Consider the following 23,760-nt stretch of genomic DNA (forward strand, 5'->3'; position numbering starts at 1 on the left):
CTATCACTCCCATGGTCTTGGCTGTGTGGGAACGGTCGGCACAGGGCGACGCTTCGTTGTCCCAGCCAATTGGTATTGTCAGATGGCTTGTCTGTTGCGCCGGCCGAAGACGCCGAGGAACACGGCGCCGAGGGCCCCTGCCGTGAATGACCCTATGAGGATGCCGATCTTCAGGTGATCCTGGACTGTCGGATCGTTGAAGGCCAGCAAACCGATGAACAGGGACATCGTAAACCCGATCCCACAGAGAAGAGCCACACCGGTCATCTGACCCCAGCTTGCCTGAGCCGGTAGATCGGCGATGTTCAGCTTGACGAGAGCCGCGGCCGTTCCAAGCACACCGATCAGCTTACCGAGCACAAGGCCTGCCGCCACACCCATTGTCAGCGGTTCTGCAAAAACAGCCATGGTGACTCCCGTGAAGGATACGCCGGCATTCGCGAAGCCGAAGATTGGAACGATGACGAACGCGACCGGCTTGTGCAGCGCATGCTCGAGCTTGTGCAGCGGTGACTCCGAATGGTGGGCTTCCGGCGTTCCGGGTGTGCGTTTCAGCGGAATGGTCAGAGCGAGCACGACACCTGCCAGTGTTGCATGCACGCCGGAGGCAAACACCAGCACCCACAGGACGGCACCGAGAGCCAGATACGGAACGAGCGATTTTACCCCTGTCCGATTGAGAAACACCAGCAGACCAACCACGACCGCAGAAGCGGCAAGGGCCAGAAGATTGAGACCTGCCGTGTAAAACAAGGCGATGACGATAACGGCCCCGAGGTCATCGATGATGGCAAGGGCCGCAAGGAAAATCTTCAGGGATGTCGGGACGCGCCGTCCGAAGAGCGAGATCACACCGAGCGCAAAGGCAATGTCTGTGGCTGTCGGGATAGCCCATCCGCGCAGGGTCGAAGGATCATCCCAGTTGAAATAGACATAGATCAGTGCTGGGACGATCATCCCGCCCGCAGCCGCGGCTCCCGGAAGGATGCGCCGGCTCCATGTCGATAGCTGGCCATCAAGCATCTCGCGCTTGATCTCGAGACCCACGAGCAGGAAAAAGATCGCCATCAGCGCGTCGTTGATCCAGTGCTGAAGGCTCAAAGGTCCTACGTATGCATGCAGAAGATGAAAATACGTCTCGGCCAAAGGTGAGTTTGCGGTTGCGATGGCGAGGACGGCAACCGCCATGAGAATGATGCCGCCGGCAGCCTCGTTATGGAGGAAGTGGCGGAGAGTGGATTGAATGCGGCCTGTCAGCAATAGAGACATGGGTTCGCGCTCCCTGTGTGAGAGGTTGATCGAAGTCTCCGTCGATTTCGGGATTTCCCGCGGCGCACGCAGCACACGCCAAGGTCAATTTAGACTCTTAACGCCTCGAATTCCATTGAAAACAGATGTGTTCATGATCACACCGAACACGTCCGCGTTATCGGTACATCAGGAATGCAACAAGGCTCAGCAGCAGTTGCACAACACTCAAAACAACAATTACCAACATCGCGATCGCCTGTCAGGTGCGCCTTGGGTCGAAGCGAATGGGCTTTTTCATGATCCGTTGTTGTCGTTCGGAATGTTGAGAAAAGTGCCGCACGCCTTGCGGTGAACGGCGTCAATGTCGTGGCGCTTCGCAAGCGACTGATGGACTGGGCCGCCGCGAATGTGATCGAGGCTCAACGCTAGACGCCTGTAATGGATCAAGAACGCGCTGGACCGCAACCGACATTGCGCCGACGTGCGTGTTACCATCGCTGTTGTCAGCTACGCGCGGCGCTCCCATCTCGATGGGACCGCGCACCATTCAGCCTGAGCTCTCGAAGCGGTTGCGTCTTTTCATGCAAGTCCTCTCGCTCCTTCCTGCTCATCGCCTCCGCCACCAATTTTGTTGCATTGACGCCACCTAAAGCCGGCGGCCCCTTTCTTTCGCCTTTTCTTTGATTGCTGCTGCGTCGCTGCCGCCCTCAAACGGATGCGTATTCTGAGCAGCCAAAGCGATTTCCAACCCCGTTTCAGACCCCAGCGTGCCGGCAGATGCCGGTGCGAACTGACATCTGCACTTGTTGTACCTTGGAGCTCGCTCTGTAGCGCTGACGCGAAAAATTCATCCGCGCTTCACTTACGGTCTTGCACACCCCTTGGCATAAGTATCATGAAGCCTGAAGGTGCTTGGAAACCTCACGCAGACAGGCTGTAGATCAACGTGACCGATGACGAACTCAAAGCAACGGAGCGGTACAGCCGCCAGATCCTGGACAGTGCGATCGACTATGCCATCCTCGCTATGGACCTCGAGGGAAAGATAACGCACTGGAATGAAGGTGCGCGCCGCATGTTCGGGTGGAGTGATGCCGAGGTCAGGGGCCATCGCTGGGACTTGATCCTCACCCATCAAGACCAAGCGGCAGGTGCGGCGCGTGAAGCGATGCGTGCGGCTCTTGTTTCCGGTACAGCTCACCATGAGCGCTGGCACAGACGCAAGTCAGGCGAATTGTTTTGGGCGAACGGCGAGATCAGTAGGATCCTCGATGAGGGTGGAGCCACCGTAGGCTTCGTGAAGGTCCTGCGGGACCGGACCAAGGAACATCACACCGCCCAGGCGCTTCGCGACGCGGAAGCGCGGCTGCGCCGTGCCCAGGAGGCCGGCGGCGTTGGTGTGTTCTCGCTTGACCTGATCACCAACGTGCTCAGCCCGACCCCCGAATTTTGCAAGATCTACGGCCTTCCGGAGGTAGGGGATGTGTCGATCGAACAGATCGAAGCCCTTGTCGTGCCCGACGACAGGAACACAGCGTCCAATCGGGAAAGCAGAAGGTTAGGCGCGTCGCCACTCGACGTAGAGTACCGGATCAGACGCGCCGATACGGGGCAGAAACGATATATCGCGCGCAAGGGCGAATTCGAGAACGATCCGAATGGTATTCCGATCCGTTTCGTCGGCGTCGTACAGGATGTCACGGACCGTCGCCGTGCGCAGAAGGAACTGCGCGACAGCCACGCGCGGTTTCAGGCGCTGACACAAGCGCTCCCGAACCATGTCTGGACAGCAGGCTCCGATGGGCAGCTCGACTGGTTCAACGATCGTGTCTACGCGTTCTCGGGCCTGAAACAGGACGACCTCATGGGAAGCGGGTGGACGCAGATGGTCCATCCAGACGACTTGCCGACCGCCGCGGCAAAGTGGCTGAAGGCTGTCGCTGCCGGCACAACGTACGAGGCGGAGTTTCGTCTGAGAGCAGCCGACGGAACACCCCGCTGGCACATTGCCAGGGCAGTACCCACCAAGGACGAGGATGGTGCCGTTGTCCGATGGATCGGCACAAATACCGACATCGAAGAGCAGCGGGAAACGCAGGCAAAATTGGAGGCTCTGAACAAGACCCTGGAAGAACGGGTTGCGGAGCGCACCGCCGATCGGGACCGGATGTGGCGGTTGTCTACCGACATCATGCTCGTCGCGGACTTCAAGGCAACGATCACAGCCGTCAATCCCGCTTGGCGGACCGTCTTTCGATGGGATGAAGACGAACTTGTCGGTCGGTCCTTCATGGACCTCATCCATCCGGACGATCTTGCAGCCACTCTGGCAGAGGTCGGAAAACTCAGCGACGGTGTGACCACCTTTTCCTTCGAGAACAGATATCGCACGAAGAGCGGAACGTACCGGACCATCTCCTGGACGGCGGTACCTGACGACGCCTTCATCCATGCCGTCGGGCGTGATGTGACGCAGGAACGTGAAGCTTCCCTGGCCCTTCGCAAGACGGAACTTGCCCTTCAGCAGGCGCAGAAGATGGAAGCCATCGGTAACCTGACAGGCGGGGTTGCTCATGACTTTAACAACCTGCTGCAAGTGGTTGCAGGCAATCTCCAGCTCCTGGCGCGGGACATCGCCGGAAACGAGAAGGCGGAGAAGAGGGTCACGAATGCGCTCGCCGGAGTGGAGCGCGGCGCAAAGCTCGCTGCACAGCTTCTCGCCTTCGGTCGACGACAGGCACTGGACCCGAAAGTCGTTAATGCAGGGCGCCTCGTGCGCAACATGGACGAGATGCTCCGCCGAACGATCGGAGAAGGCATCGAGGTAGAGACGGTCGTGGCCGCAGGTTTGTGGAATACGCTCATCGACCCGATGCAGACGGAGAACGCGCTTCTGAACCTCGCTATCAATGCCCGCGACGCCATGGATGGCTTCGGCAAGCTGACGATCGAAGTTGGCAACGCTGTTCTGGACGACGTTTACACACGCAGGAATACCGATGTCGTGGCAGGAGACTATGTTGTGCTGTCTGTCACGGACACGGGTGCCGGCATGACGCCCGACATCATCGAGAAGGTGTTCGAGCCCTTCTTTACGACCAAACCCGAAGGCAAGGGCACGGGCCTGGGGCTCTCCATGGTCTATGGGTTTGTCAAGCAGACGGGAGGCCACGTCAGGATCTACAGCGAGATCGGACTGGGCACGACGATCCGGATCTACCTTCCGCGCTCGCAGGACGATGAAGAGGTGACGTCCATCCAAGACGACGGCCCGGCTGAGGGCGGCTACGAGACGATTCTGGTGGCGGAAGATGACGAAGGCGTGCGCGCTACGGTCGTGGAGACACTCCAGGGACTAGGCTACCGCGTCTTGACGGCTCCCGACGCCGGCGCCGCAATGTCGATTATCGAAAGTGGTATCCCGATCGATCTGTTGTTCACGGATGTCGTCATGCCAGGCCAGCTCAAGAGCACGGATCTTGCACGGAGAGCCAAGGAGCGTCTGCCGAATATCGGCGTGCTCTTCACCTCAGGCTACACGGAGAATTCGATTGTGCATGGGGGTCGGCTGGACGCTGGTGTTCAGCTCCTGTCAAAGCCGTATGCTCGCGAGGCACTCGCACGCAAGGTCAGGCAAGTGCTCGGCCGCAGCAAGAACCGCATAGCAGACCAGGACGTGCCGCCCTCTCCTGCCCCCTCAAGGGGGCATGGTGCGGCCGGACACGATACCAGTGATGAGAGCGCGAAACTCTCAATACTTGTGGTCGAAGATGAGGCCATCATCAGGGCTGCGACTGCAGATATGATAGAGGAACTCGGTCACGAAGCCTTGGAAGCGGGTTCAGGAGAGAAGGCGATCCTGATGCTTGAGAAACAGGGTGTGGATGTCATCCTCACGGACCTGGGGCTGCCTGGCATGACGGGTGAAGAATTCTGCAGAACTGTCCGGGAAAGGTGGCCAGCCCTCGCCATCGTGTTCGCCACCGGTCAAGACTCCGCACCCGACCTTGCCGATCACAGTCGAACAGCCATGCTCAACAAACCCTTCGGGATGGAAGACCTCAATGCTGCGATCAGGAAAGCAATCCGCGATGCCTGAAGCTGCGGCTATGCCAAACAGCCGATAATAGCCGCCCCAACTCCCCGCTCCACAATGCGCTCGATATCGTGATCTCGGCTATCGGCACCGGTCCGGATCATCCGTGTTTCGGAGGTCACAGGCTTAAGAATTCGATGTCGATGCAGGTGAATCAAGAGGTCTAACTTGGGAACCGCCAATGCCATCGAGGCTGGAAAAGGCGGTTTCAAGCTCTGATCGTCCAAACGGTTTTAAGAGAACGGCGCAAGGCAGTGCATGTCCTTGGTCGAGCTTCTCGCTGTAACCCGTCATGAGGACCATCCGGAGAGACGGGAACTCCCTGCGCGCCTGCTCTGCGAGCTCGATGCCGGATATGCCGGGCATCATGACGTCGCTGAGAAGCGCATCGATCCCTGCCGTCGACCGGAGGATACGAAGCGCCTCCTCTGCGCCGCCCGCGGTAACCGTCGTCAGCCCCGCCTCCTCCGCCAAAGCCCTTGCGGCCTGGAGCGTGTCTGGATTGTCATCGACCACGAGGACCCGTTTCGGGAGCGACGCCCTCGAAATGGGTTGCACGTCCCGTGAAATGACATCGGCACGAGGCAGGGAAAGGAGAACACGAGCACCCTCTCCCGACGAAGCCTCGATCCGGACGCCGCCGCCGCTCCTCTCGGCAAAACCATAGACCTGTGTGAGGCCGAGACCCACCGCGGATCCGGACTTGGTGGTGAAGAAGGGTTCGAAAGCACGCTTCGCAGCCTCTCTGTCGAAGCCAGACCCCGTATCAGCCACCTCGATCTCCATATGCTCGACAATGCCACCATTCCCCGCCCGACGAGGCGTACCAGCGCCTCGCACGGTTAGCGTCAAGGTCCCACCGTCGGGCATGGCGTCGCTGGCGTTGCTGCAGAGGTTAACAAGGGCGGTCTGCAAGTCCTTTGCGTCGACCATGACAGGACAGCTCTCCGCCGGCAGGTGCAGGACCAGAACGACATTGCTCCGGACAGTCTGCTCGATCAGCAATCTCGACGCTTGTACGAAGTCGACCAGGTCGATCCTTTCGATAGTACCCTTGGACTTCGTCGAATAGGATCTCAGGCGCTGAGTCAGCTCCGCGCCCTTGACGATCCCGTCCTTCATCAAGCTCAACAGCCGCGACCTTCTTTCGAGGTCGTCTTGTCTCCGTTCGATTCCGCTGATTCCAGCCTGGAAGACCATCAGGAGATTGTTGAAGTCGTGAGCGACCTGTCCGGTTAGACGTCCCAAGGCATCCATTCGCTGCCATCGCGACATCGCTTCCTCGCGCTGTCTTTGAATGCGATGCTCCCGTGCGAACAGGAAGTACGCCACCAGCGCAAGGGCTGCGGTAAGAAGCAGGGTGGCGCCCATTCCTAGCCACGCCATCGTCCGGATCCTGGCATAGGCCGACATCGGTGCGGCGACATGCACCGTCCATCCGACTTGCTTCAAAGCGCCGTGCGCTGCCCGTATGGCCTCTCCGGTCGCGAGCTTACCGCCGCTGATGGAGGCCGGACCATCGGAGCTGACGGTTGCGAACCCGGCGCTGGGATGACCCGTCAAACGCGCGGGACCCGTGGAGGTCACGATGTTCCCGCTCTGATCGACGAGCCATGCATGCCAACTCGGCGGAAGGTCATCGAGATACAGGGCTTCCGCTAGTCCTTTGGGACGTATGACCGCCGTCAGAACGTAGATGGAAGCCCCGCCCCGAAGCACCGGTACGCGGACCGCAAAACCGCCTCGCCCTTCCCGACCGTTCACCATTCCGCCGATCGAAGGACGGGAGGTTGCGACCACCTGCTGGAATGTCTCGGGATCAACGATCCGATTGTCCTGCGCCGCCGGGCGTGGCGGCTCGGACAGCAGAATCTGTCCGTCGGTTGAGATTACCCTGACCAGCGCCCAATTGGGTATTCTGGCTTGAAGCCTGCGCGCGACCTCGGCGAACGACGCAATGCTCGCGGGCGAATCGAGCCTTGGCGATTCCGCCAGCACCGCGAGAAGCTGCACCTGCGTGGCAAGTTCCCGGTCAAGCGCCGCCGCGAGCGCGTGCGCGCGATCCTCCAAAGATCGGTCGATACCCTGTCTCTGTTCTGACAGGTAGAGCTGCCCGAATGCGCCTGCTGTCAGAACGAGCGGAGCAATCGCCACAAGCACAAGGATCCAGGCTATCCTGACCCGATTAAACATTGCGCCCCCCTGGATACCCTGCACATCGTACGCTTGCGCTGTAGATTTGAAAGAGGCCGGCCGCAAGTGACGGATGGACTCCGCAGCCGCGAATGTGATCAAAGCTCGACCTCACACAGCGTGGTACCCTTCAACAAGATCGACACTATTCTTGTGGGAAAAGAATTGCGCGCCGGAGCTGCTCGAGCCCGTCGCCAGCGTTGGCATCCAAATAACCCGCGCGGGCGGTGAAGACTGACGGCAAGGAAAGCCGGTGTCTGCAAAAGCGCTTTGGAGCCACTCAGGAGACTTTTAAGGCGCTGCCGGTCAGCTGGGATTACCCTCGTTACGGTGAACGCGGGGACTTCCGACGAGCACCGTACCACCTCAGAAGGTACCTGCCCTAGTGCGGTTGCCCGCATAGACCTATGTAAGAAGCGACCTGGTTAACCAGATACGGGCTAGGCAATTTTTCGACAAGTTTCTCCAGGAGGAGGCATGGCATTGTGGGTGGAAGCAGCTCTGTGGGGGCTGCTTGGAGGTTCGGCCCTTGTTCTAGGCGCTGCCATTGCATTCCTTGCCAACCTGCCACAGCGCGCAATCGCGTCGGTGATGGCGCTTGGGTCGGGTGTCCTGATTTCCGCTGTCGCCTTCGAACTCATGGACGAGGCCTTTGCGCGCGGAGGCTTCGATTCCACCGCCCTCGGTTTCGTGGTTGGTGCAGCCATCTACACAGGCGCCAACATCTTCATTTCACGACGCGGCGCGCGGCACCGCAAAAGGTCGGGATCGAACGAGCACCAGAAACAGCAGGATGCTTCGGAGGGATCCGGCGCTGCCATCGCCGTTGGGGCTCTGCTTGACGGCATTCCAGAGTCAATCGTCATCGGCGTCAGCCTTCTGGGTGGAACGGGAGTGAGCCTGGTGACGGTGTTCGCGATACTCCTGTCGAACGTTCCTGAAGGACTGGCCAGCGCTGCCGGCATGCGCAAGGCAGGGCGCTCGCCGGTCTACATCTTCAGCGTCTGGGGAGGGATAGCCGCTGCCTCAGGCCTCGCTGCACTCTTTGGCAACGTTGCCCTGGCGGGAGCTGACCCTGACCTGATCGCCGCGACGACGGCACTCGCTGCAGGAGCGATTCTGGCCATGCTGGCGGACACCATGATCCCGGAAGCTTTTGAGGAGACCCATGAATATGCAGGCCTCATTACGGTCTTCGGGTTCCTGCTTGCCTTCGTCCTTTCAAAGGTGGGTGGCTAGCATGGATGGCCTGCCCGCGGGCCGTCCGCATAACAAAGGCAGGCTCCTATCGTGCTGGTGGGCTGAGCTATGAGGTTGTCTCCGACACGTTCGGATGGCGGCAAGAAGTCGTAGCTGAGAATGTTGCGTGATGTCCGCCGTGCGGTATAGCTCGAATGCCGTGGGAAATTCGGCGTAGGGTAAAGACGCCGATGAGACTTCTCGCAATATCCGGCAGTGGACGACAAGCCTCGACCAATACAGCGATGCTGCGCGCATTATCTTTTGCCGCGCAACCCGACCACCAAGTGATCGTCTATGACGGGATCGGCGATCTGCCAATCTTTTCGCCGGACCTCGAAGCCAAGCCATTACCGCAAGCCGTCCAGGACTTGGCAGATCTGATCGAACGAAGCGACGGACTGATCATAGCGAGCCCGGAATATGTCAGAGGGATCCCCGGCGGTCTGAAGAATGCGATCGACTGGTTTGTGTCGCGCAAGGAGATCGTGGACAAACCGATCGTCCTTATGCATGCCTCGCACAGAGGTGACGACATGCTGGCACAGTTGAGGATAATCCTTTCAACGGTCAGCTCGCGTTTCAGCGAAGCCGTGTTCCTGCGATACGGGCTTATGAAGATGTCTCCGGAGGAGATCGCGGTCTTCTTCGAAACGGGCAATCCTCGTGCCGAACTTGCTCGGTTCATCTGCCGTCTTGCCGCGCATTGCAGCCACTGCGAACCCGAAGCAGATTTTCCCTAATTGCTTAGGCATATCCGCAAAGACGTCGGAAGCGGTCATTCCATCACAAACGCCGAACCAGCCTCCTAATGCCTTTGCTCCGAAATCGTATCCATGCGCCAGAAGCTGACGCATGCCTTCCGAAAGGAGACGCTCGCGCGTCGCGGAATGACCATCCATAGCTAGACCGATCGTCTACATGATTGAAGATGCACGGGTCTCACTTCGGAGCGCGTTGGATATGAACGTAGCACGCGATCGTCTCGTCGGCATCTACCTCGTGATTGCTTCTGCGGTATTGTGGAGCACGGCCGGCCTTTTCGTCCGCATGGCCGACATGGACGTCTGGTCCCTGGTCGCCTGGCGTTCGGCTTTTTCGGTCATCACGCTTGGTGCCTTCATGCTTGTTCGAACGACAACGGTCAGACGTCGTCCGGCCAAGACCTTTGGGCTGCCCGGCGTGGTGGCATGCTTGGTTTCCGCCGTCACGGCGATCAGCTATATCGTGTCGCTGCAATGGACGACGGTTGCCAATGTGATGACGGTCTATGCCGCGCTGCCCTTCGTCGCGACAGGCATCGCCTTCGTATGGTTGCGAGACCAGGTCACTCGCCGATTTGTCATCGCAGGGTGCGCGGCTTTTATCGGTGTAGCAATTTCGGTCGGTGCTGCGGTGTCTGCAACGGATATCCTCGGAGTCCTTGCAGCTCTGGTCATGACTGTGGGTTGCGCTATCCAGATCGTCATCACCAAGCGGTTTCCCAGCATGGATTCGACAATGATGACGGTCTATGCAGCGCTCGTCTGCTTCTGTGTCTCTCTTCCCCTGATGCAAGTCTCGCTTCCGTCCCCAACCCAGCTTTTCGCATGCGCCTTTTATGGCGTCTTGACGACAGGTGTCGGCTATATCCTCCTGCTTTTAGGGTCTCGCCGGATTGGCTCCGGGGAAGCCGGGCTCCTCTCCATGCTCGATGTCGTGCTTGGCCCGCTTTGGGTCCTGCTGTTCTACAACGAGCATATCTCGCTTCCCGTCCTGGCAGGCGGTACCATCGTTTTGGCTGCCGTAATCTGGTACTTGATCGGAGATCCCAAGACGATGGGTGCAGCCGTTTCAACGTCCGCTTAGGGCCAGTAGCGGAGATAAGTTCCTCTTCGCGCCCTCATTTCGGTCATTCCGTCTGTTGGTTACTCTCCTGGAAGCTGCCGTTCGCCTGATCAGACACGATGTCTCATGTGGGGTGTCAGCGGAATGGTGCGTTCCAGGCCGCTCACGCCCCCTCGCGGCCGGCTACTTTGAGGCAGTAGGCGCGGAGCAAGTCTGGCCTGTCGGCCCTGCCACGGAAGGCGATATGACCGTCCGGCCGCACCAGTATCAGCGCGGCTGTGTCACCGATGCCATAGGCAGCGTGTCCTTCGCCATCGAGATCGTAGAGCACCTTCGCATCGTTCTGGCTGGCAACCGCTGCCCCCAGCACGAGCCGTGGTCGGACCCACTCCCAGCACTCCACCTCGGCGAATGCCTGCCGCAACTCGGGCAAGCCGTCGGCCCGCCGGCCATCGAAGGCGAGCAGCGACCAGCCCCAGCTCCAACCGTCGGGATTGTAGAGATGCGCGAACAGCGTGGATGAGGCACCATCCGCGGCGATCACCTTTGCATCCGGCGCCCGCTCCCCCGCCTTTGGCGCATGGTGGCTCAGCAGATCGCGCAAGCCGCCGAGGTGGTCTTCGCTCAGCGGGCTATCGGGATAGCCTACGGTTAACTGCTGAAGATCGGCGCTGCCCTGGATGAGAGTGCCGATGCTGGGAATGAAGCGCGCGGCGACATCCATCGCGGCGTCCTTCACCTTCCCGCGATACACGCTGTTCTGGAAGCCGCGAACCTGCTGGTCATCCAAGCGACGATGTTCGCCGCCACGCTCTTCGTCGTACGAGTCGAGCAACATCTGCGTACCTTCCCCAGCCAGCACCATCGCGAGCCGCCATGCGACGCCGATCGCATCGTGAAACCCGGAGTTCATGCCCTGGCCGCCAGCAGGAAGCGAGAGGTGTCCGGCATCGCCAACGAGCAAGACCCGATCTTTCGCGTAGTGGGCCGCGGCGCCGTGCTGGAAGCGGCTGTGCGTCAGCCAGATCGGATCGGTGAGCGTCAGCGTCTCATCCTCGGTGACGTCGCGCGCGATCGCCTGCATTTCCTCGAGCGTTGGATCGCGATCGGGGATGCCGGTGTCGTCGGCAAGGAAGAACAGGCGGTGGTAGCCGCCCCACACCGGCAGCACCCCGCAGAAACCGCGCGGATAGTAAAAGAACCAGAGATGGTCGAAGTCGGTCGAGCGGCGCCAACTCAGCTTGGCATCGACCTGACGGTTCATGCAGTTGGGCAGTTTCTTCGGTTCGAAGCCGAGACCGAGCTCCTCACGGACAAAGCCCTTGGGTCCGTCCGCGCCGATCATATAGCGACAACGCAACGTTTCCTCGGGGCCGACCGTCACGTTCTCGTCGTCCTTGCTGACCGCTGCGAGCGTCACGGTCACGCCGTCCTCGTCCTGTGCGAACCCTGTTACCTTGCGCCCGCGCCCGATCCTGCCGCCCTTGGCTTCCACCTGTTCGGCAAGTGTCTTCTCGATGACGTCCTGTCCGCTGTAGAGGACGGGCCCGTATGGGCTTGGTACGTCGGCGATCTCGACGGGATCGACCGTGCGGCCGTTCAGCAGCGTGTTGACCCGGGTGATGCTGTACGCTTGTGCGGCGATGGCGTCGCGTACGCCGATGCTGGCAAGCAGTTCCTGCGGTCGGGCCCACAGGTTGTTGGCCCGCGACCACTCCTTTGGCTGGCGTCGCTGTTCGATCAGGAGACAGTCGACGCCGTGATGTGCAAGCGCGCAAGCGGTCGTCAGACCGATCGGTCCGCCGCCCACGATGATAACCTCGGCGTCGAAGTCGTCACGGATTGATTTGCTGTTCATGCGCTATCCTTGGGCGTTGAGCGTGCAGCAGGGTCCGCCGTCGGTGAAAGGCTGTCGGCGATCACTGCGTTCATCTCGCGAAGCACGGCGACGGCTGCGACGATTCGATCGGCGCCGATCTGATCAAGGATGGCCTGATCGAGCGGGGCGACCGCTCTCTCGGCGCCGGCAAGTGCAGCCCGGCCAACGGCAGTGAGGACAATCAGCTTGGCTCGCTGGTGGTGCGGATTTGGCTGCTCGCTAACCAGGCCGTTTGCCAGCAGGAGATTGACGACACGCTGCACGGCCTGCCGGGTCAGCCCCATGTTGCGGGCAATGTGCGCTACCGGGAGGGGATAGGGTGAATAGCCTAAAGCACCCAGAACCTGCCACCAAGCCGTCGTCAAGCCGATCGGACGGACCAGCGCATTGCCTGTGTCGACCAAACGGCCGTTCGTCTCGAACACCGCAAGCGCGAGATCCCTGACATGGGCAGATGGCGAATGGTTACTCACATCAGCATCCTGTCGTTTTGACAACATGCTGACATAACACGGAAGAGCAGACTTTGGTTCCCGCCCTTCGATAGCTCGATGCAGGACAGCCCGTCCCTCAAGGGGTAGCGCAGCCGGGAGCACAGCCGGCGCTACCGCACAGGCTGCACGCTGCTCTCTGCCAGTATCTGTACCCGGTTGCCCTGTGCTGAAATCGCCGATCGAATATGGGAAACAGGAAAGATTGCGCTTACCGAACAACCTCCGTCATTTGCTCGGATTGCCGACCTGAGCGGGTTTGGTCGAGCGCAGAACGGCAGGTCTTCGCCAAGTCCAAGCGGACGGGAATCTCAATGTGGACGGCCCCGCACGTCGTGGGGTCCCTGCTTTCCTCGGAGGACCTTCACAAAATTTCAATCTGCTCTGCGCCTCGGTTTCTGCCCTTGCGTGTCGTCGTGCGGGTTCCGATGGCGGCCATTCCCTGCGAACAGCGATAAGGTAACAAAGGGCGCGGAGCAGACAATCCGCAAAGCCTAAGGTTCTTCGCTTGCAGACGCACGGTGGCTCTAACCCTGTTCTGAATGTCAATCCGACCTCCTTCTTGACAGTCGGTGGCGACGACGACGGATCTGTCGTTTCACGCTGTCTGGTATCCGCCCGCCAGCAAGAAGCGGCGGATGCCAGGATCACTGCTGAGACCGGCCGCGCGGGTCGCAGCCTCGCGGGCGGCTGACTCTTGATGGCTGAGCCAGAGGACACGGGCGCGTGCTGCCCACCACGGCTGATAGGCTTCGGCAGCCGTGATCGCGTCGAGCTGCAACATCGCAGCGTCGGCCTCGCCATTTTCTGCGAGCGCGACGGCACGCGCCACCAGTACGCCGGTGGTGGGCGCGAACCGGGCCAGAACGTTGTAGAGCTGTAAGAGCGGGCCGTGCAGACGCTCGCCGGTGATGCGGCTTTGAGCGTGAAGCGACTGTATCGCGGCCTCGGTCTGAAACCGCCCCGGTTGTGCCGCACGCGCTGCGGAGCGCAGGGCGGCTTCCGCCTCAGCCATCATCTCGCGAGACCATAAAGCGACGTCCTGGTCGCGTAGCGGGATGAAGGCGTCATCCGCCCCCCTTCGCGCAGCCCGTCGTGCCTCGCAGTGGAGTATCAGGGAAAGCAGGCCGAGCGCCTCGGGCTGGTCGGGTGCGAGGTGCGCCACCAGCCGCGCGAGCCAGATCGTCTCACTGGCGAGGCCTGCCAGTCGTGGATCGGCACCGGCCACCTCGTCCCAGGCCGAGCCATAGGCCGCGTAGATCGCTGATAGCACGACGGACAGCCGCGCAGGGATCTCTTCCGCCTCAGGGATCGCAAACGCGATGCCGGCCTCGCGGATCCGGCGCTTGGCACGCACCAACCGCTGGCCCATCGAGGCAGGCGCGACCAGAAAGCTTTCTGCGATGCGCGCCGCATCAAGGCCCAGAACCGTCTGCAGCATCAAGGGCGCCTGCGCGTCCTCGGCGATTGCCGGATGGGTACACGCGAACATCAGCTTCAGGCGGTCGTCGCAATACCCGTCCGCAGCCTGGTCGTTGCGCTCATCCTCAAGCATTTGCACCATCGCGAAGCTGCGGTCGGCGGTATGTCGTCGCGCCGCGGCGTGGCCCACACTGCGACGCGCAACGGTCAGAAGCCAGCCCACGGGGTTGGCTGGCACGCCGCTTTGCGGCCACTGCGCGAGGGCGGCCGCAAAGGCGTCCGCCAACGCATCCTCGGCGGCGGCCACATCGCGCGTGCGCGCGGCGAGGATCGCGAGCAGCTTGCCGTAGGACTCGCGTGCCGCAAGCGTCGCTTGCGCGGCGGTATCGCGGCGCGTCTCGTCCATCAGGAGGCCGGCGGTGGAAGCACGGCGCGAACCTCCACCGAGCCGCCCGTTGCGCACGGCGCCCGCGCAGCCCATTCGAGGGCTGTATCAAGATCGGGCACGTCGAGGACGACAAATCCGGCCAGTTGCTCCTTGGTATCAGCGAATGGGCCATCGACGACATTCCGGGTGCCATTCTCGACCCGCACCGTCGTTGCGGTCTCGGGCGGGCGCAGCACGTTTCCGCCGATCATTACGCCGGATTGTGCGAGTGCCCCTATGTAGGCTTGCCAGCCACCCCAATAGGGACCGACCTGCGCGGGATCATTGGGTTTGCGCCTTTCTTCGGGAGTTTCGCGAAATTGCAGCATGTAGTGCATTGAAATAGCCTTCTTTCTGAAGATGATTGTTGGTTGACGACCTGTTGATGGCTGGGGCGTGCGCATGGCGAAACCGCGTGCAGTGTACAACAAGACCCGCAAACCGTGAGAATCAACTGTGCGGCGGCAGCGCTGCGCGCGTCGCCTGTCAGGCGCCGGGCGGTGGCAGGATCGGGCGGATTTCGACAGACCCGGCCGTCACGCAGGGTACCCGTGCAGCCCATTCAAGCGCTGCGTCTAGATCGGGCACATCAAGGATGACATAGCCTCCCAGGTTTTCCTGGTTGTCGGAGAAGGGGCCGGCGACGACCTGTCGCGTGCCGTTCTTGACGCGCAGCGTTGTCGCGGTATCGGGCGGCAACAGCCCGTTGCCGCTGACCATGGCCCCGGATTGCGCAAGCGTGCCGATAAAGGCGGTCCAACCCGCGAAATAGGCCTCGACCCGCTCGGGATCGTGATGTTTGCCTCGTTCTTCTGGGTTTTCGTAGAATTGCAGCATGTAATGCATTGGTATCGCCCTTCGATCCGTATGACCGTCGATCGACGGCCCGTTGATGGGTGAGCGTGTTCGTAACCGCTCATCATAGTGTGCGGCGGGATCGATGTATTTCGACAGGCACCAGATGTTTTGTCGAAAAAAGTCCAGGCCAGAGCCGACATTCTGACATCATGGGCCATTCTGCGCGTTCGCCCCTTGCGTCACTGCGATAAAAGGCCCTGACATTCTGCGCAATAATATCGGGCGTGACGGTTCCGGAGAACCGCGCCATGGAGAGCGAATGAAGCGGAAGCGACGTCTCGCTTCCGCCTCCATGATACTCTGATACCGACACTCTGATACCGACACTCTGATGCCTGCCGGAAGCGTCGCTCATCCCCCGGCCTTTCATCTCCGATTACTTCTCGACGACGGCTCCAAGGCTGCTGGCCGGGCCCTTCAACGCCGTACATGCCGAGGACCAGGCATTCGGGTCGTCGCCAAGCGCAGTTCTCAGCCAAGACAGCGTCATGCGCTTCGTCGCCTCGAGCGCATCCGGCACCTCGATCTCCGTCTCCTTGGCGTCGAGCCCGGCAATGCCGCCAAGGCCGTGGCCGACGCCTTGAAGCGTCAGAAGGGCATGCGTCCCGACCGCGTCATGATAGGCATCGGCGTGCCACTCCGGGCCACGGGGCGTGAAACGGGGGTTGTCATCTGCCCCGCAGACGACCAGGGTCGGCGTCGTCAGGTGTGAGAAGTCGAGGTCGAAAAAGGGGAAGCGCGCGGCGTTTTCTTCCGTCAGATCCTTTCCACCTCTCCCGGGCGCGGTGAGGAGAACCCCGGCTTTGACGCGCGGATCGCCAAACATTTCTCCGTGAAGTCGTGCACCCAGGAGCAGGCTTACGGTATGGCCACCGAGGGAATGTCCTGCTGCCGCGATGCGGTCATGATCAAGCCGCCCCGAGACAGCCGACGCTTGCTCTTCGATCTCCGACAGCCGGTCGATGACGGCCCGTATCTCAGCGACGCGCTCGCGCCAGAAGAACGGCGCGCCTTCGGCGTCTCCAGACAGGCCGCCGACGCGGGAGCTTGCGTGGGTGGGCTGAAGGACGGCGAAGCCGCGCTCCGCCCAGAACTGTGCCAGGTGCGCGTAGCCGTCCTTTGACGGTACGTAGAATGACGGTCCGAACCCGTGCGACAGAATGACGATGGGGAGGCGGTCGCCCTCTGCGGGTGCCGTCAAGCGCAGTTCCAGAGGCGGCCGTCCCTCCATGTCGAGGCGGATCGGCGAATAGGCGATTGTGAGGGCTCCGTCGGGCGCCGGGATACGGCGCGAGACATCGATAAGATTGTTCGTGGTCATCTGTAGGTCTCCTTGTACACCGCCAAGATGGACGAAGGCTGAAGGACGATCTATATCTGTGTGTCCGCATCTGTTTCGCGAAAGTCCAGATATGTCCGATCCACTCGCCGAGATCGTCGCCTTGCTCAAGCCTGTGCCGTCGATCGCCAAGCTGGTTACGGCCGGCGGGGCGTGGTGGGTCGAGCGTCGCGACCTCGGTCATCCGTTCTATTGTGCGATGGTGGAAGGGCGCTGCTTGCTGACGATCGCAGGGAGACCGCCGATCGTCCTCGAGCCTGGTGATTTCGTGCTTGTGCCGCAAATCCACGCATTCACCATGAGCAGCCTCAGACCGCCGCCGCCGGGCACAACACCGCAACGGCTGGAGACCAGCCCTGGCGTCTTCCGCCTTGGCAATCCAGACGCGCCGGCCGACGTCACGGCGATGGTGGGTCATTGTTCCTTTCTGGCGAACGACAAGCAGTTGCTGAGCGCGCTGCTGCCGGACATCGTCCACGCCCAAGGCGAACAGCGGCTTACGGATCTCGTCAGGATGATCCACGCCGAGATGGTCGGAGGACTTGCGGCGCGGGAGATGATCCTGAGCCGGTTGCTGGAAGTTCTCTTCATCGACGCGCTGCGGCGTGCAGAAGGCGCAAAGACATCTCCCGGCCTGTTGCGCGGACTTTCCGACCTTCGCCTGGCGCCTGCGCTGCGACGCATTCATCAGGACCCGAGCGGCGGTGTGTCCGTTGAAGACCTGGCAAAGACCTCCGCCATGTCTCGGTCGGCCTTCTTCGATCGCTTCCGACGGCAGGTTGGCGTCGCTCCGATGGAATATGTGACGGGCTGGCGCATGGCGCTTGCAAAGGACCTGCTGGTGCGGCGCGAGGCGCCGCTGGTCGAGATCGCAACACGGATCGGCTATGCCTCCGCCAGCGCGTTCAGCGTTGCATTCACCCGGCATGTTGGCGTCACGCCGGGCTATTTCTCCCGGATACCCTGACCCCGACCGCCCGGTCTTGCCGCCGGTCTTGCTGCCCGTGTTGCGCGGGTTCCGTCCGGTCATGTCCGCTTCGAAGGCGCACGAGCGACACGCCACTGTTGTGAAGGCGCTTCCGTGTTCACGTTTTACCGCCTGCGTTTTGCTGTACCCGACCGATGCGGGAGCGGGTACAGCGTTTCGCTGGCTCCTCAGACCTGCCGCAGGCCTCCGTCCACGCAGAGTTCAGCCCCGGCGATGTAGCTCGCGTCATCGCTCAACAGGAACAGTGCGGCGGCGGCGACCTCTGACGGCCGTGCCATACGACCCATGGGAATGGGAGCAACAATGGCTGCGCGCGTCTCTTCAGCAACGGCAGCCATCATGTCCGTATCCGTGGGACCCGGTGCAACGACATTGACCCGAATGCCTCTGGGTGCAAGTTCGGTCGTCCAAGTCCGCGCGTAGGATCGCACGGCCGCTTTGGTGGCGCAGTAGGTGCCGTAAGCCGCATATCCCGCACTCCCAGCGATGGAGCCGATGAGGACGACCGAGCCGCCGTCCGTCATTGCGGGAAGAGCTGCCTGGAGGCCGAACACCATCCCCCGCACGTTGACGTCGAAGTGGCGGTCGAAATGCTCCGGTGTTATCTCCGCGATCTGCGAAGGCTCGGAAAGCCCTGCATTCAAAACAAGCGCGTCGATCCGGTCGTATGCCTGGCGCACTTTTTCGACGACGACGACCATATCTTCCGGAGAGCTTGCATCAGCAGCAAGACCGACCGCGCCATTGCCAATGTCTCTGGCCGCCTTTTCAGCGTCATCCCTTTTCCGACTGGTGATGACGACTTGTGCGCCTTCTGCCGACAGCCGCTCGGCAATCGCCAGCCCGATCCCCTTCGCGCCGCCGACAACCAATGCAATCTTGTTCTTCATGCGATCCATCGTAAATCCCTTTCACCGAATGGTCCGGGGATGATATACGTTGGATATCTGATATCAATTACGCACCTGGAGTAGCCTAGATATGGATGAGTATACCGACCTGGAAGCCCTCTCTCACCGCGCGCTTTGCGACATGCCCCTCGTGCGCCCGGTGCTCGATAAGATCGCTGACAAATGGACGATCCTGATCCTGACGGTCATCTGTCCACAACCCGCGCGCTTCAACGAAATCAAGCGGCGTCTCGACGGGATCACGCACAAGGCTCTGGCCGACGCCTTGAAACGGCTCGAGCGGAACGGCCTCGTGACGAGAACAGTCCTCCCGACGCAGCCGATTGGCGTCGAATATGCGATCACGCCCCTCGGTCATTCGCTGCGGCAGCCGTTCGAGGCATTGTGCGCGTGGGCAGCAGCCAACGGCGAGAAGGTCGAGGCCGCTACCCTACGCTATGACGAGACGCGCGATCGTCGTTGACGACGTTGCTGGGCCCGCATCGAGCGCGAAGCCGACGCGGCAGCGATCCGGTGCTATTCAACGGATCCACTTGCGTCTTTGGAAAGGGGTTCCGTCCGGTGCACGCCTGCTGCCATGCATGGGGGGATGACCAAGCGGGGTCGGGAGCCGACTGTCCCTTCCGGCTTGCCGAAGGGGATAGCGGACATCCCGGCACCGGTTGCTGTTCCGGTCCGCGTCTGGCCACCGCGACCTGTCGTGGGCGGTTTTCGTCCGACTACTTTTTGATCTGGTTCAACTGCCGCTCGAAGTCGGCCGGATCGAAATAGTCACGCCAGACCGTGATCATGCCGTTCTCGACGGTCACTGTCCCCATGACGGGCAGCGTGATCCGTCCGCCGCTTTCGTGGAGGAAAATGTCGATCCGCTCGTTCAGCACGACATTTCCGGACGCTGCGATCTGCACCACCTTCCAGTCGACCGTAAACGTGGTGCCGATGCCGAAATCGCGGTGAAATTTTCGAACGTTCTCGCGGCCGGTGATATCGGGAAAGGGCACGTTGTCGTAGAGGACGTCCTCGGCAAGCAGGGCGATGGCCTCGTCGATCCGATTGGCGCTCCAGTGGTCGAAGAACGTTTGTGCTGTCTCGATGGCTGTGGTGGACATAGCGGGCTCCTAGCGCGTTGCTGATCGGCGGCGCGGACGATGATAAGACCTTAGCTGAATTTCACGAGGTTGTGCGCCGGCAGCGGACCGCCCGGAAACTGCACGAGGCGGCTCCCCATGGCGAGGTCACCAAGATCGATGCCGAAAAAGTCCAGACGGTCGATCAGAGCGCCGATCTCCGCCTTGGCATGTGCATCGTCGCCGGAATAGAACAGCACGCGCTTGCCGCCTTCGCTGGTCGGGTCACTGCTAAGCACGGCGGCGGAGAGATGGTTGAAGGCCTTCACGACCCGCGCGCCCCGAACCATGTCCGCAAAGACATCCGACGACGTGCGGCCGCCGAGGTCTACGGGCTGGAACAGTGGCGCTTCGATCGCATTGTTGGTGTCGACGACGATCCGGCCGTTCCAATCGGGCAGACCGGCCGTCGCCGCAGGAAGCTTCGACCAATTGACGGCGATGAAGACGATGTCCTTTGATGCGGCTTCCTCGCGCGAGCCGGCGGTGATCGACGGGCCGAGCGAGGCGACCAGTTCGGCAAGCGCTTCCGGGTTACGGCTGTTGGAAAGCGTGGCGGCGATGCCCTTCCTTGCGAGCAAGCTGGCGATGGCGCGACCGATGTTTCCCGCGCCGATGATTCCGATGGATGTCATGGGATGTGTCTCCTTGTTGAGAAGGGTCGATCAGGCTGTCTGGCCGCCATCGACGTTGAGGGTGGCGCCGGTGATGTAGCTGGCGTCCGGGCCGGCGAGAAATGCGACTGCGGCGGCGATGTCGTCGGGCTTGCCGTAGCGCCCAAGCGCCGCAAGTCCCTTCAAAGTCTCTGCAAAGGGGCCGCTTGCCGGGTTCATGTCGGTGTCGATCGCACCGGGCTGAACGAGATTGACGGTAATGTTGCGCGGGCCGAGATCACGGGCCCAGCCGCGCGTATAGGCGCCCACGGCAGCCTTTGTCGCGATGTAGTCGGCCGCACCCGGAAAGGGAATGTGGACCGCGCCCGTTGTCCCGATCGAGATAATCCGCCCACCGTCCGCCATCACAGGAACGGCGGCGCGGACAGCGGCCGCGACACCCTTGACATTGATGTCGAGCTGCCGATCGAACGCCGCAACGTCTGCATTCGGGTCGCCAACTCCGCCGGTGACGAAGACACCGGCCGAATTGACCAGGATGTCCAGCCGGCCGAACGTCTCATGCGCCTGTCGCACAAGGTCTGCGACCTCCGGCGCCTTGGCCTGATCCGCCTTGATTGCCCGAGACCGACGCCCGAGGGATTCCACCTCGCGCACAATCTCCTCTGCCTTTTCGCCAGAGGTTGAATAGCTGAACACCACGTCCGCTCCGTCCTGAGCCAGGCGCTTGACGATCGCCGCGCCGATGCCCCGCGACCCGCCCGTAACAAGCGCCGCCTTGCCGAGAAGTGGCTGAGAATTCCGTGTCATCTGTCTGCTCCTACGACCTTTGATGACACAGATATGGACGATCCAATTCTCTTTGATTAGCCGGTATTGGCTTGTTATATCTTCAACGATCATTTGAAAGTCGTGGCGATGGAAACACTGGCGAACCTAGAATCCTTTATCCGCAGCGCCGAGCATGGCAGCTTCTCGGAAGCGGCCAGACGCATGTCGCTGACCCCAGCCGCCGTCAGCCGCAACGTCGCCATGCTGGAACGCAACCTCGGTATCCGGCTGTTCCATCGCTCGACGCGAAAGCTGGTTCTCACCGAAGCGGGCGAAAGCTTCAGATCGGCGCTCGCCGATAGCCTCGAGACCATACAGGCCGCGATCGGAGGTGCGGCTGTGCAGGGTGAGCCGACGGGTGTGCTCAAGGTCAGCCTGCCGCCCACCCTCGGCGTTCTGCACATTCTTCCCCATCTGCCGGAGTTCCTGGAGCTCTATCCGGGTGTGATGCCGGAATTTCATTTCGACCCCAGGCCTGTCGACCTGATCGTAGATGGTTATGATGCAGCAATCGGTGGAGGGTTTGACCTCAACCCGGGCATTGTCACCCGAACCCTCGCTCCGGCGCACATCATCGTGGTGGCCGCGCCGCGCTACATGGCAGGCCGCGTGCCGCCGCTTGACCCGACCGGGCTGAAGGCCATGAACAGCATCGTGATGCGCCTGAGGCAGAGTGGTCGCATTCGACAATGGACGATGCGCGACGCGGCGGGTCGTCACATGGTCGCCGATGTGTCCGGAACTCTGGTCGTCGACGATCCCGCTGCCATGCTCAGTGCTGCCGTTCTGGGTGTCGGAGTCGCGCTGGTTGCGAAGGCAGACGCACAACCCCACCTGGAGGCCGGGCGTCTGGTCCGGCTGCTGCCGCAGTGGTATTCCGATGCCGGCGCGATTTCGGTGTATTATGCGAGCCGATCACAGCTTCCTGCAAAGACCCGCGTCTTTATCGATTTCGTGACGGCTCTCGCCGCGCGCGATCACTGGCCGGAACAGTTTGCCGGCAGTCTGGGGTAACCGAAATTGGCGTACTGGGAGAGGTCACGTTGCCGTTTCAGGCACCGACATATTTGCCAAGAACCGTGTGATAGCTCTCCATATCGTCGTATCGGATCGTTTTCTGAAAGAACTGGTAGAGAAATGAAGCCATCTCTTCCTGGCTGACGCTTTGGTTTTCCAAAGCTCCGATCGCCTCGACACTCGGCTCGCAGCGAAGATGCACGTTTGAATACTCCGCGTCGCCAAAGTGCACCACGGTCTTTCCATGGAGCATGGCTTCGAAACCAACGCCGGAATTGACCATGAAGACGCGACTGGCCCCGGCCAGACAGGTGTGGATGGATGCATCCTCGATCCACTGGGCCGTGTCGCTGGCCTCTGCCATTTCCCTGAATCTAACCATCGCCTTTCGGTTTGCGGGATGCCCTTTCACCAGCAAGCGCTGTTGCTTCTTCTCAGCATATGCAACGACAACGGCGAGCGCCTGCTCCACTGTTACAGTGGAATGGAACTGGATGGTTTCATCATGCGGCAACTGACAGATGAACAAAAGGTATCCGTCATCACAGGGAACCGGGACCTGGACCGGCTGCTGGAACACCGAGCTATTTTCCCTGATCCTTTCCTGCAGCCTTTGATAAAACGCCAAGGCGCCGGTCGCCGGCGCAGGTTTGACCGGAAGAAACGACAACGAAGCACCCCAGCCCTGCGGGTCGACGGTCAGGAATTCTGGGATAGCGGTCGTCTTGTAGAACAGCGCATTTTGACCGATCGGAAACTGACGCGCTAATTTGTGCGGAAAGAAGACCAGATCGTAGGATTGCGCTGCTCGTTGCATATCGGCAAGTTCGAATTGCCAAAGAGGTCTCTTGTCCGATGTGACCTCCCAACCATGACCGGAAAAGTAAGTCTCCAAGCCGTCGATGAAGCGTCCGAACAATGCCAGGACACCATTGGACGGAGGCCCTTCTATGTCTGGAACCGTCCCGATTTTAAAGGAACAATCCAGTCTCGGCCTTGCTATCAAAACGCGCGCCATTTTTCATTCTTTTCGTTGTACTCGATTGCCCGGAAACTCTGCGAACACATGAACCGTATTCGGTCATCCGTCCATTTTTGCTTACCGAGTGTTTCAAACGCCTGCAATCGAGAACCGTTCGAGCCAGATGGATGAAGCGTATCGGGTTTGGCCGAAGCCACCCTGCACGAGGGATGGGCCTGGGTGTGGGCAGCGGCGTGAGAGCGTTTTACAGCCCTTAAATAATTGTGAA

The 23,760-nt window shown here is 60.9% G+C and carries 21 protein-coding genes; 8 read left to right on the plus strand and 13 right to left on the minus strand.

The genetic code is table 11. From position 1 onward, the window contains the following. Positions 1-78: 78 nt before the first annotated feature. Positions 79-1,269 carry a Na+/H+ antiporter NhaA gene (gene nhaA / locus ASG03_RS03525; RefSeq protein ID WP_062692252.1) on the minus strand — a complete coding sequence of 397 codons (1,191 nt, stop codon included), beginning with the start codon at positions 1,267-1,269 and terminating at the stop codon, positions 79-81. Between the two features lie 133 nt (positions 1,270-1,402). Here nhaA and ASG03_RS21345 point away from each other — a divergent pair, with 133 nt between their 5' ends. Together ASG03_RS21345 and ASG03_RS03530 are read left to right on the plus strand one after the other, a co-directional pair. Continuing rightward, a complete protein-coding gene (locus tag ASG03_RS21345) occupies positions 1,403-1,603 on the plus strand; it encodes a hypothetical protein (RefSeq protein ID WP_156381722.1) in 201 nt (66 codons plus the stop codon). 594 nt (positions 1,604-2,197) lie between these two features. Then, complete coding sequence (locus tag ASG03_RS03530; protein WP_244475146.1) at positions 2,198-5,350, plus strand: hybrid sensor histidine kinase/response regulator; 3,153 nt, start codon at positions 2,198-2,200, stop codon at positions 5,348-5,350. Positions 5,351-5,473: 123 nt separating this feature from the next. Here ASG03_RS03530 and ASG03_RS03535 read toward each other — a convergent pair whose 3' ends face one another. After that, entirely contained in the window at positions 5,474-7,540 is a 2,067-nt protein-coding gene (locus ASG03_RS03535; protein ID WP_156381723.1) for an ATP-binding protein, read from the minus strand. Positions 7,541-8,017: 477 nt separating this feature from the next. Here ASG03_RS03535 and ASG03_RS03540 point away from each other — a divergent pair, with 477 nt between their 5' ends. The 3 genes from ASG03_RS03540 to ASG03_RS03550 all read left to right on the plus strand — a co-directional run bounded on the left by ASG03_RS03540 (position 8,018) and on the right by ASG03_RS03550 (position 10,627). Continuing rightward, positions 8,018-8,779, plus strand: coding sequence for a ZIP family metal transporter (locus tag ASG03_RS03540; RefSeq protein ID WP_062692257.1), 762 nt, complete (start codon positions 8,018-8,020; stop codon positions 8,777-8,779). A 191-nt stretch (positions 8,780-8,970) separates the two neighbouring features. After that, positions 8,971-9,522 (plus strand): NADPH-dependent FMN reductase, encoded by a 552-nt coding sequence (locus ASG03_RS03545; protein ID WP_062692259.1) that lies wholly within the window; start codon positions 8,971-8,973, stop codon positions 9,520-9,522. Positions 9,523-9,700: 178 nt separating this feature from the next. Continuing rightward, positions 9,701-10,627, plus strand: a complete 927-nt coding sequence (locus ASG03_RS03550) for a DMT family transporter (RefSeq protein WP_244475147.1) — start codon at positions 9,701-9,703, stop codon at positions 10,625-10,627. A 142-nt stretch (positions 10,628-10,769) separates the two neighbouring features. On the opposite strand, the gene ASG03_RS03555 is transcribed toward ASG03_RS03550, so the two are convergent. The 6 genes from ASG03_RS03555 to ASG03_RS03580 form a co-directional block, all read right to left on the minus strand. Then, positions 10,770-12,464: an FAD-dependent oxidoreductase gene (locus tag ASG03_RS03555; protein ID WP_062692263.1), complete on the minus strand. Its 1,695-nt coding sequence runs from the start codon at positions 12,462-12,464 to the stop codon at positions 10,770-10,772. Next, the gene (locus tag ASG03_RS03560) at positions 12,461-12,958 is read right to left on the minus strand and encodes a MarR family winged helix-turn-helix transcriptional regulator (RefSeq protein WP_244475148.1); all 498 of its coding nucleotides are present in this window, start codon (positions 12,956-12,958) and stop codon (positions 12,461-12,463) included. The genes ASG03_RS03555 and ASG03_RS03560 overlap by 4 nt, the downstream gene beginning before the upstream one ends. 616 nt (positions 12,959-13,574) lie before the next feature. Then, the gene (locus ASG03_RS03565; RefSeq protein WP_062692267.1) at positions 13,575-14,804 is read right to left on the minus strand and encodes an RNA polymerase sigma factor; all 1,230 of its coding nucleotides are present in this window, start codon (positions 14,802-14,804) and stop codon (positions 13,575-13,577) included. Beyond that, positions 14,804-15,163, minus strand: a complete 360-nt coding sequence (locus tag ASG03_RS03570; protein WP_062692269.1) for a YciI family protein — start codon at positions 15,161-15,163, stop codon at positions 14,804-14,806. The genes ASG03_RS03565 and ASG03_RS03570 overlap by 1 nt, the downstream gene beginning before the upstream one ends. Positions 15,164-15,311: 148 nt before the next feature. Continuing rightward, positions 15,312-15,671: a YciI family protein gene (locus ASG03_RS03575; protein WP_062692271.1), complete on the minus strand. Its 360-nt coding sequence runs from the start codon at positions 15,669-15,671 to the stop codon at positions 15,312-15,314. Between the two features lie 388 nt (positions 15,672-16,059). After that, positions 16,060-17,004: an alpha/beta hydrolase family protein gene (locus tag ASG03_RS03580; RefSeq protein ID WP_062692273.1), complete on the minus strand. Its 945-nt coding sequence runs from the start codon at positions 17,002-17,004 to the stop codon at positions 16,060-16,062. 91 nt (positions 17,005-17,095) lie between these two features. Between ASG03_RS03580 and ASG03_RS03585 the strand changes: the two genes are divergently transcribed. Further along, the gene (locus ASG03_RS03585) at positions 17,096-17,989 is read left to right on the plus strand and encodes an AraC family transcriptional regulator (protein WP_062692275.1); all 894 of its coding nucleotides are present in this window, start codon (positions 17,096-17,098) and stop codon (positions 17,987-17,989) included. Between the two features lie 188 nt (positions 17,990-18,177). On the opposite strand, the gene ASG03_RS03590 is transcribed toward ASG03_RS03585, so the two are convergent. After that, complete coding sequence (locus ASG03_RS03590; RefSeq protein WP_062692277.1) at positions 18,178-18,909, minus strand: SDR family NAD(P)-dependent oxidoreductase; 732 nt, start codon at positions 18,907-18,909, stop codon at positions 18,178-18,180. 82 nt (positions 18,910-18,991) lie between these two features. Here ASG03_RS03590 and ASG03_RS03595 point away from each other — a divergent pair, with 82 nt between their 5' ends. Then, a complete protein-coding gene (locus ASG03_RS03595; protein ID WP_062692279.1) occupies positions 18,992-19,384 on the plus strand; it encodes a winged helix-turn-helix transcriptional regulator in 393 nt (130 codons plus the stop codon). Between the two features lie 256 nt (positions 19,385-19,640). On the opposite strand, the gene ASG03_RS03600 is transcribed toward ASG03_RS03595, so the two are convergent. Genes ASG03_RS03600 through ASG03_RS03610 form a run of 3 tightly spaced genes read right to left on the minus strand, consistent with a single transcriptional unit; the run spans position 19,641 to position 21,472 of the window. Beyond that, on the minus strand, positions 19,641-20,030 hold the full coding sequence (locus tag ASG03_RS03600; protein ID WP_062692281.1) for a limonene-1,2-epoxide hydrolase family protein: 390 nt from the start codon (positions 20,028-20,030) through the stop codon (positions 19,641-19,643). Positions 20,031-20,080: 50 nt separating this feature from the next. Then, entirely contained in the window at positions 20,081-20,683 is a 603-nt protein-coding gene (locus ASG03_RS03605; RefSeq protein WP_062692283.1) for an NADPH-dependent F420 reductase, read from the minus strand. Positions 20,684-20,713: 30 nt separating this feature from the next. Then, positions 20,714-21,472, minus strand: a complete 759-nt coding sequence (locus ASG03_RS03610) for an SDR family oxidoreductase (RefSeq protein ID WP_062692285.1) — start codon at positions 21,470-21,472, stop codon at positions 20,714-20,716. A gap of 108 nt (positions 21,473-21,580) precedes the next feature. Between ASG03_RS03610 and ASG03_RS03615 the strand changes: the two genes are divergently transcribed. Beyond that, a complete protein-coding gene (locus ASG03_RS03615) occupies positions 21,581-22,507 on the plus strand; it encodes a LysR family transcriptional regulator (RefSeq protein WP_062692287.1) in 927 nt (308 codons plus the stop codon). Between the two features lie 37 nt (positions 22,508-22,544). On the opposite strand, the gene ASG03_RS03620 is transcribed toward ASG03_RS03615, so the two are convergent. Further along, positions 22,545-23,528 carry a capsular polysaccharide export protein, LipB/KpsS family gene (locus ASG03_RS03620; RefSeq protein WP_062692289.1) on the minus strand — a complete coding sequence of 328 codons (984 nt, stop codon included), beginning with the start codon at positions 23,526-23,528 and terminating at the stop codon, positions 22,545-22,547. Positions 23,529-23,760 lie beyond the last annotated feature (232 nt).

This window comes from Rhizobium sp. Leaf341 (genome assembly GCF_001424325.1).
Lineage (GTDB): Bacteria > Pseudomonadota > Alphaproteobacteria > Rhizobiales > Rhizobiaceae > Ferranicluibacter.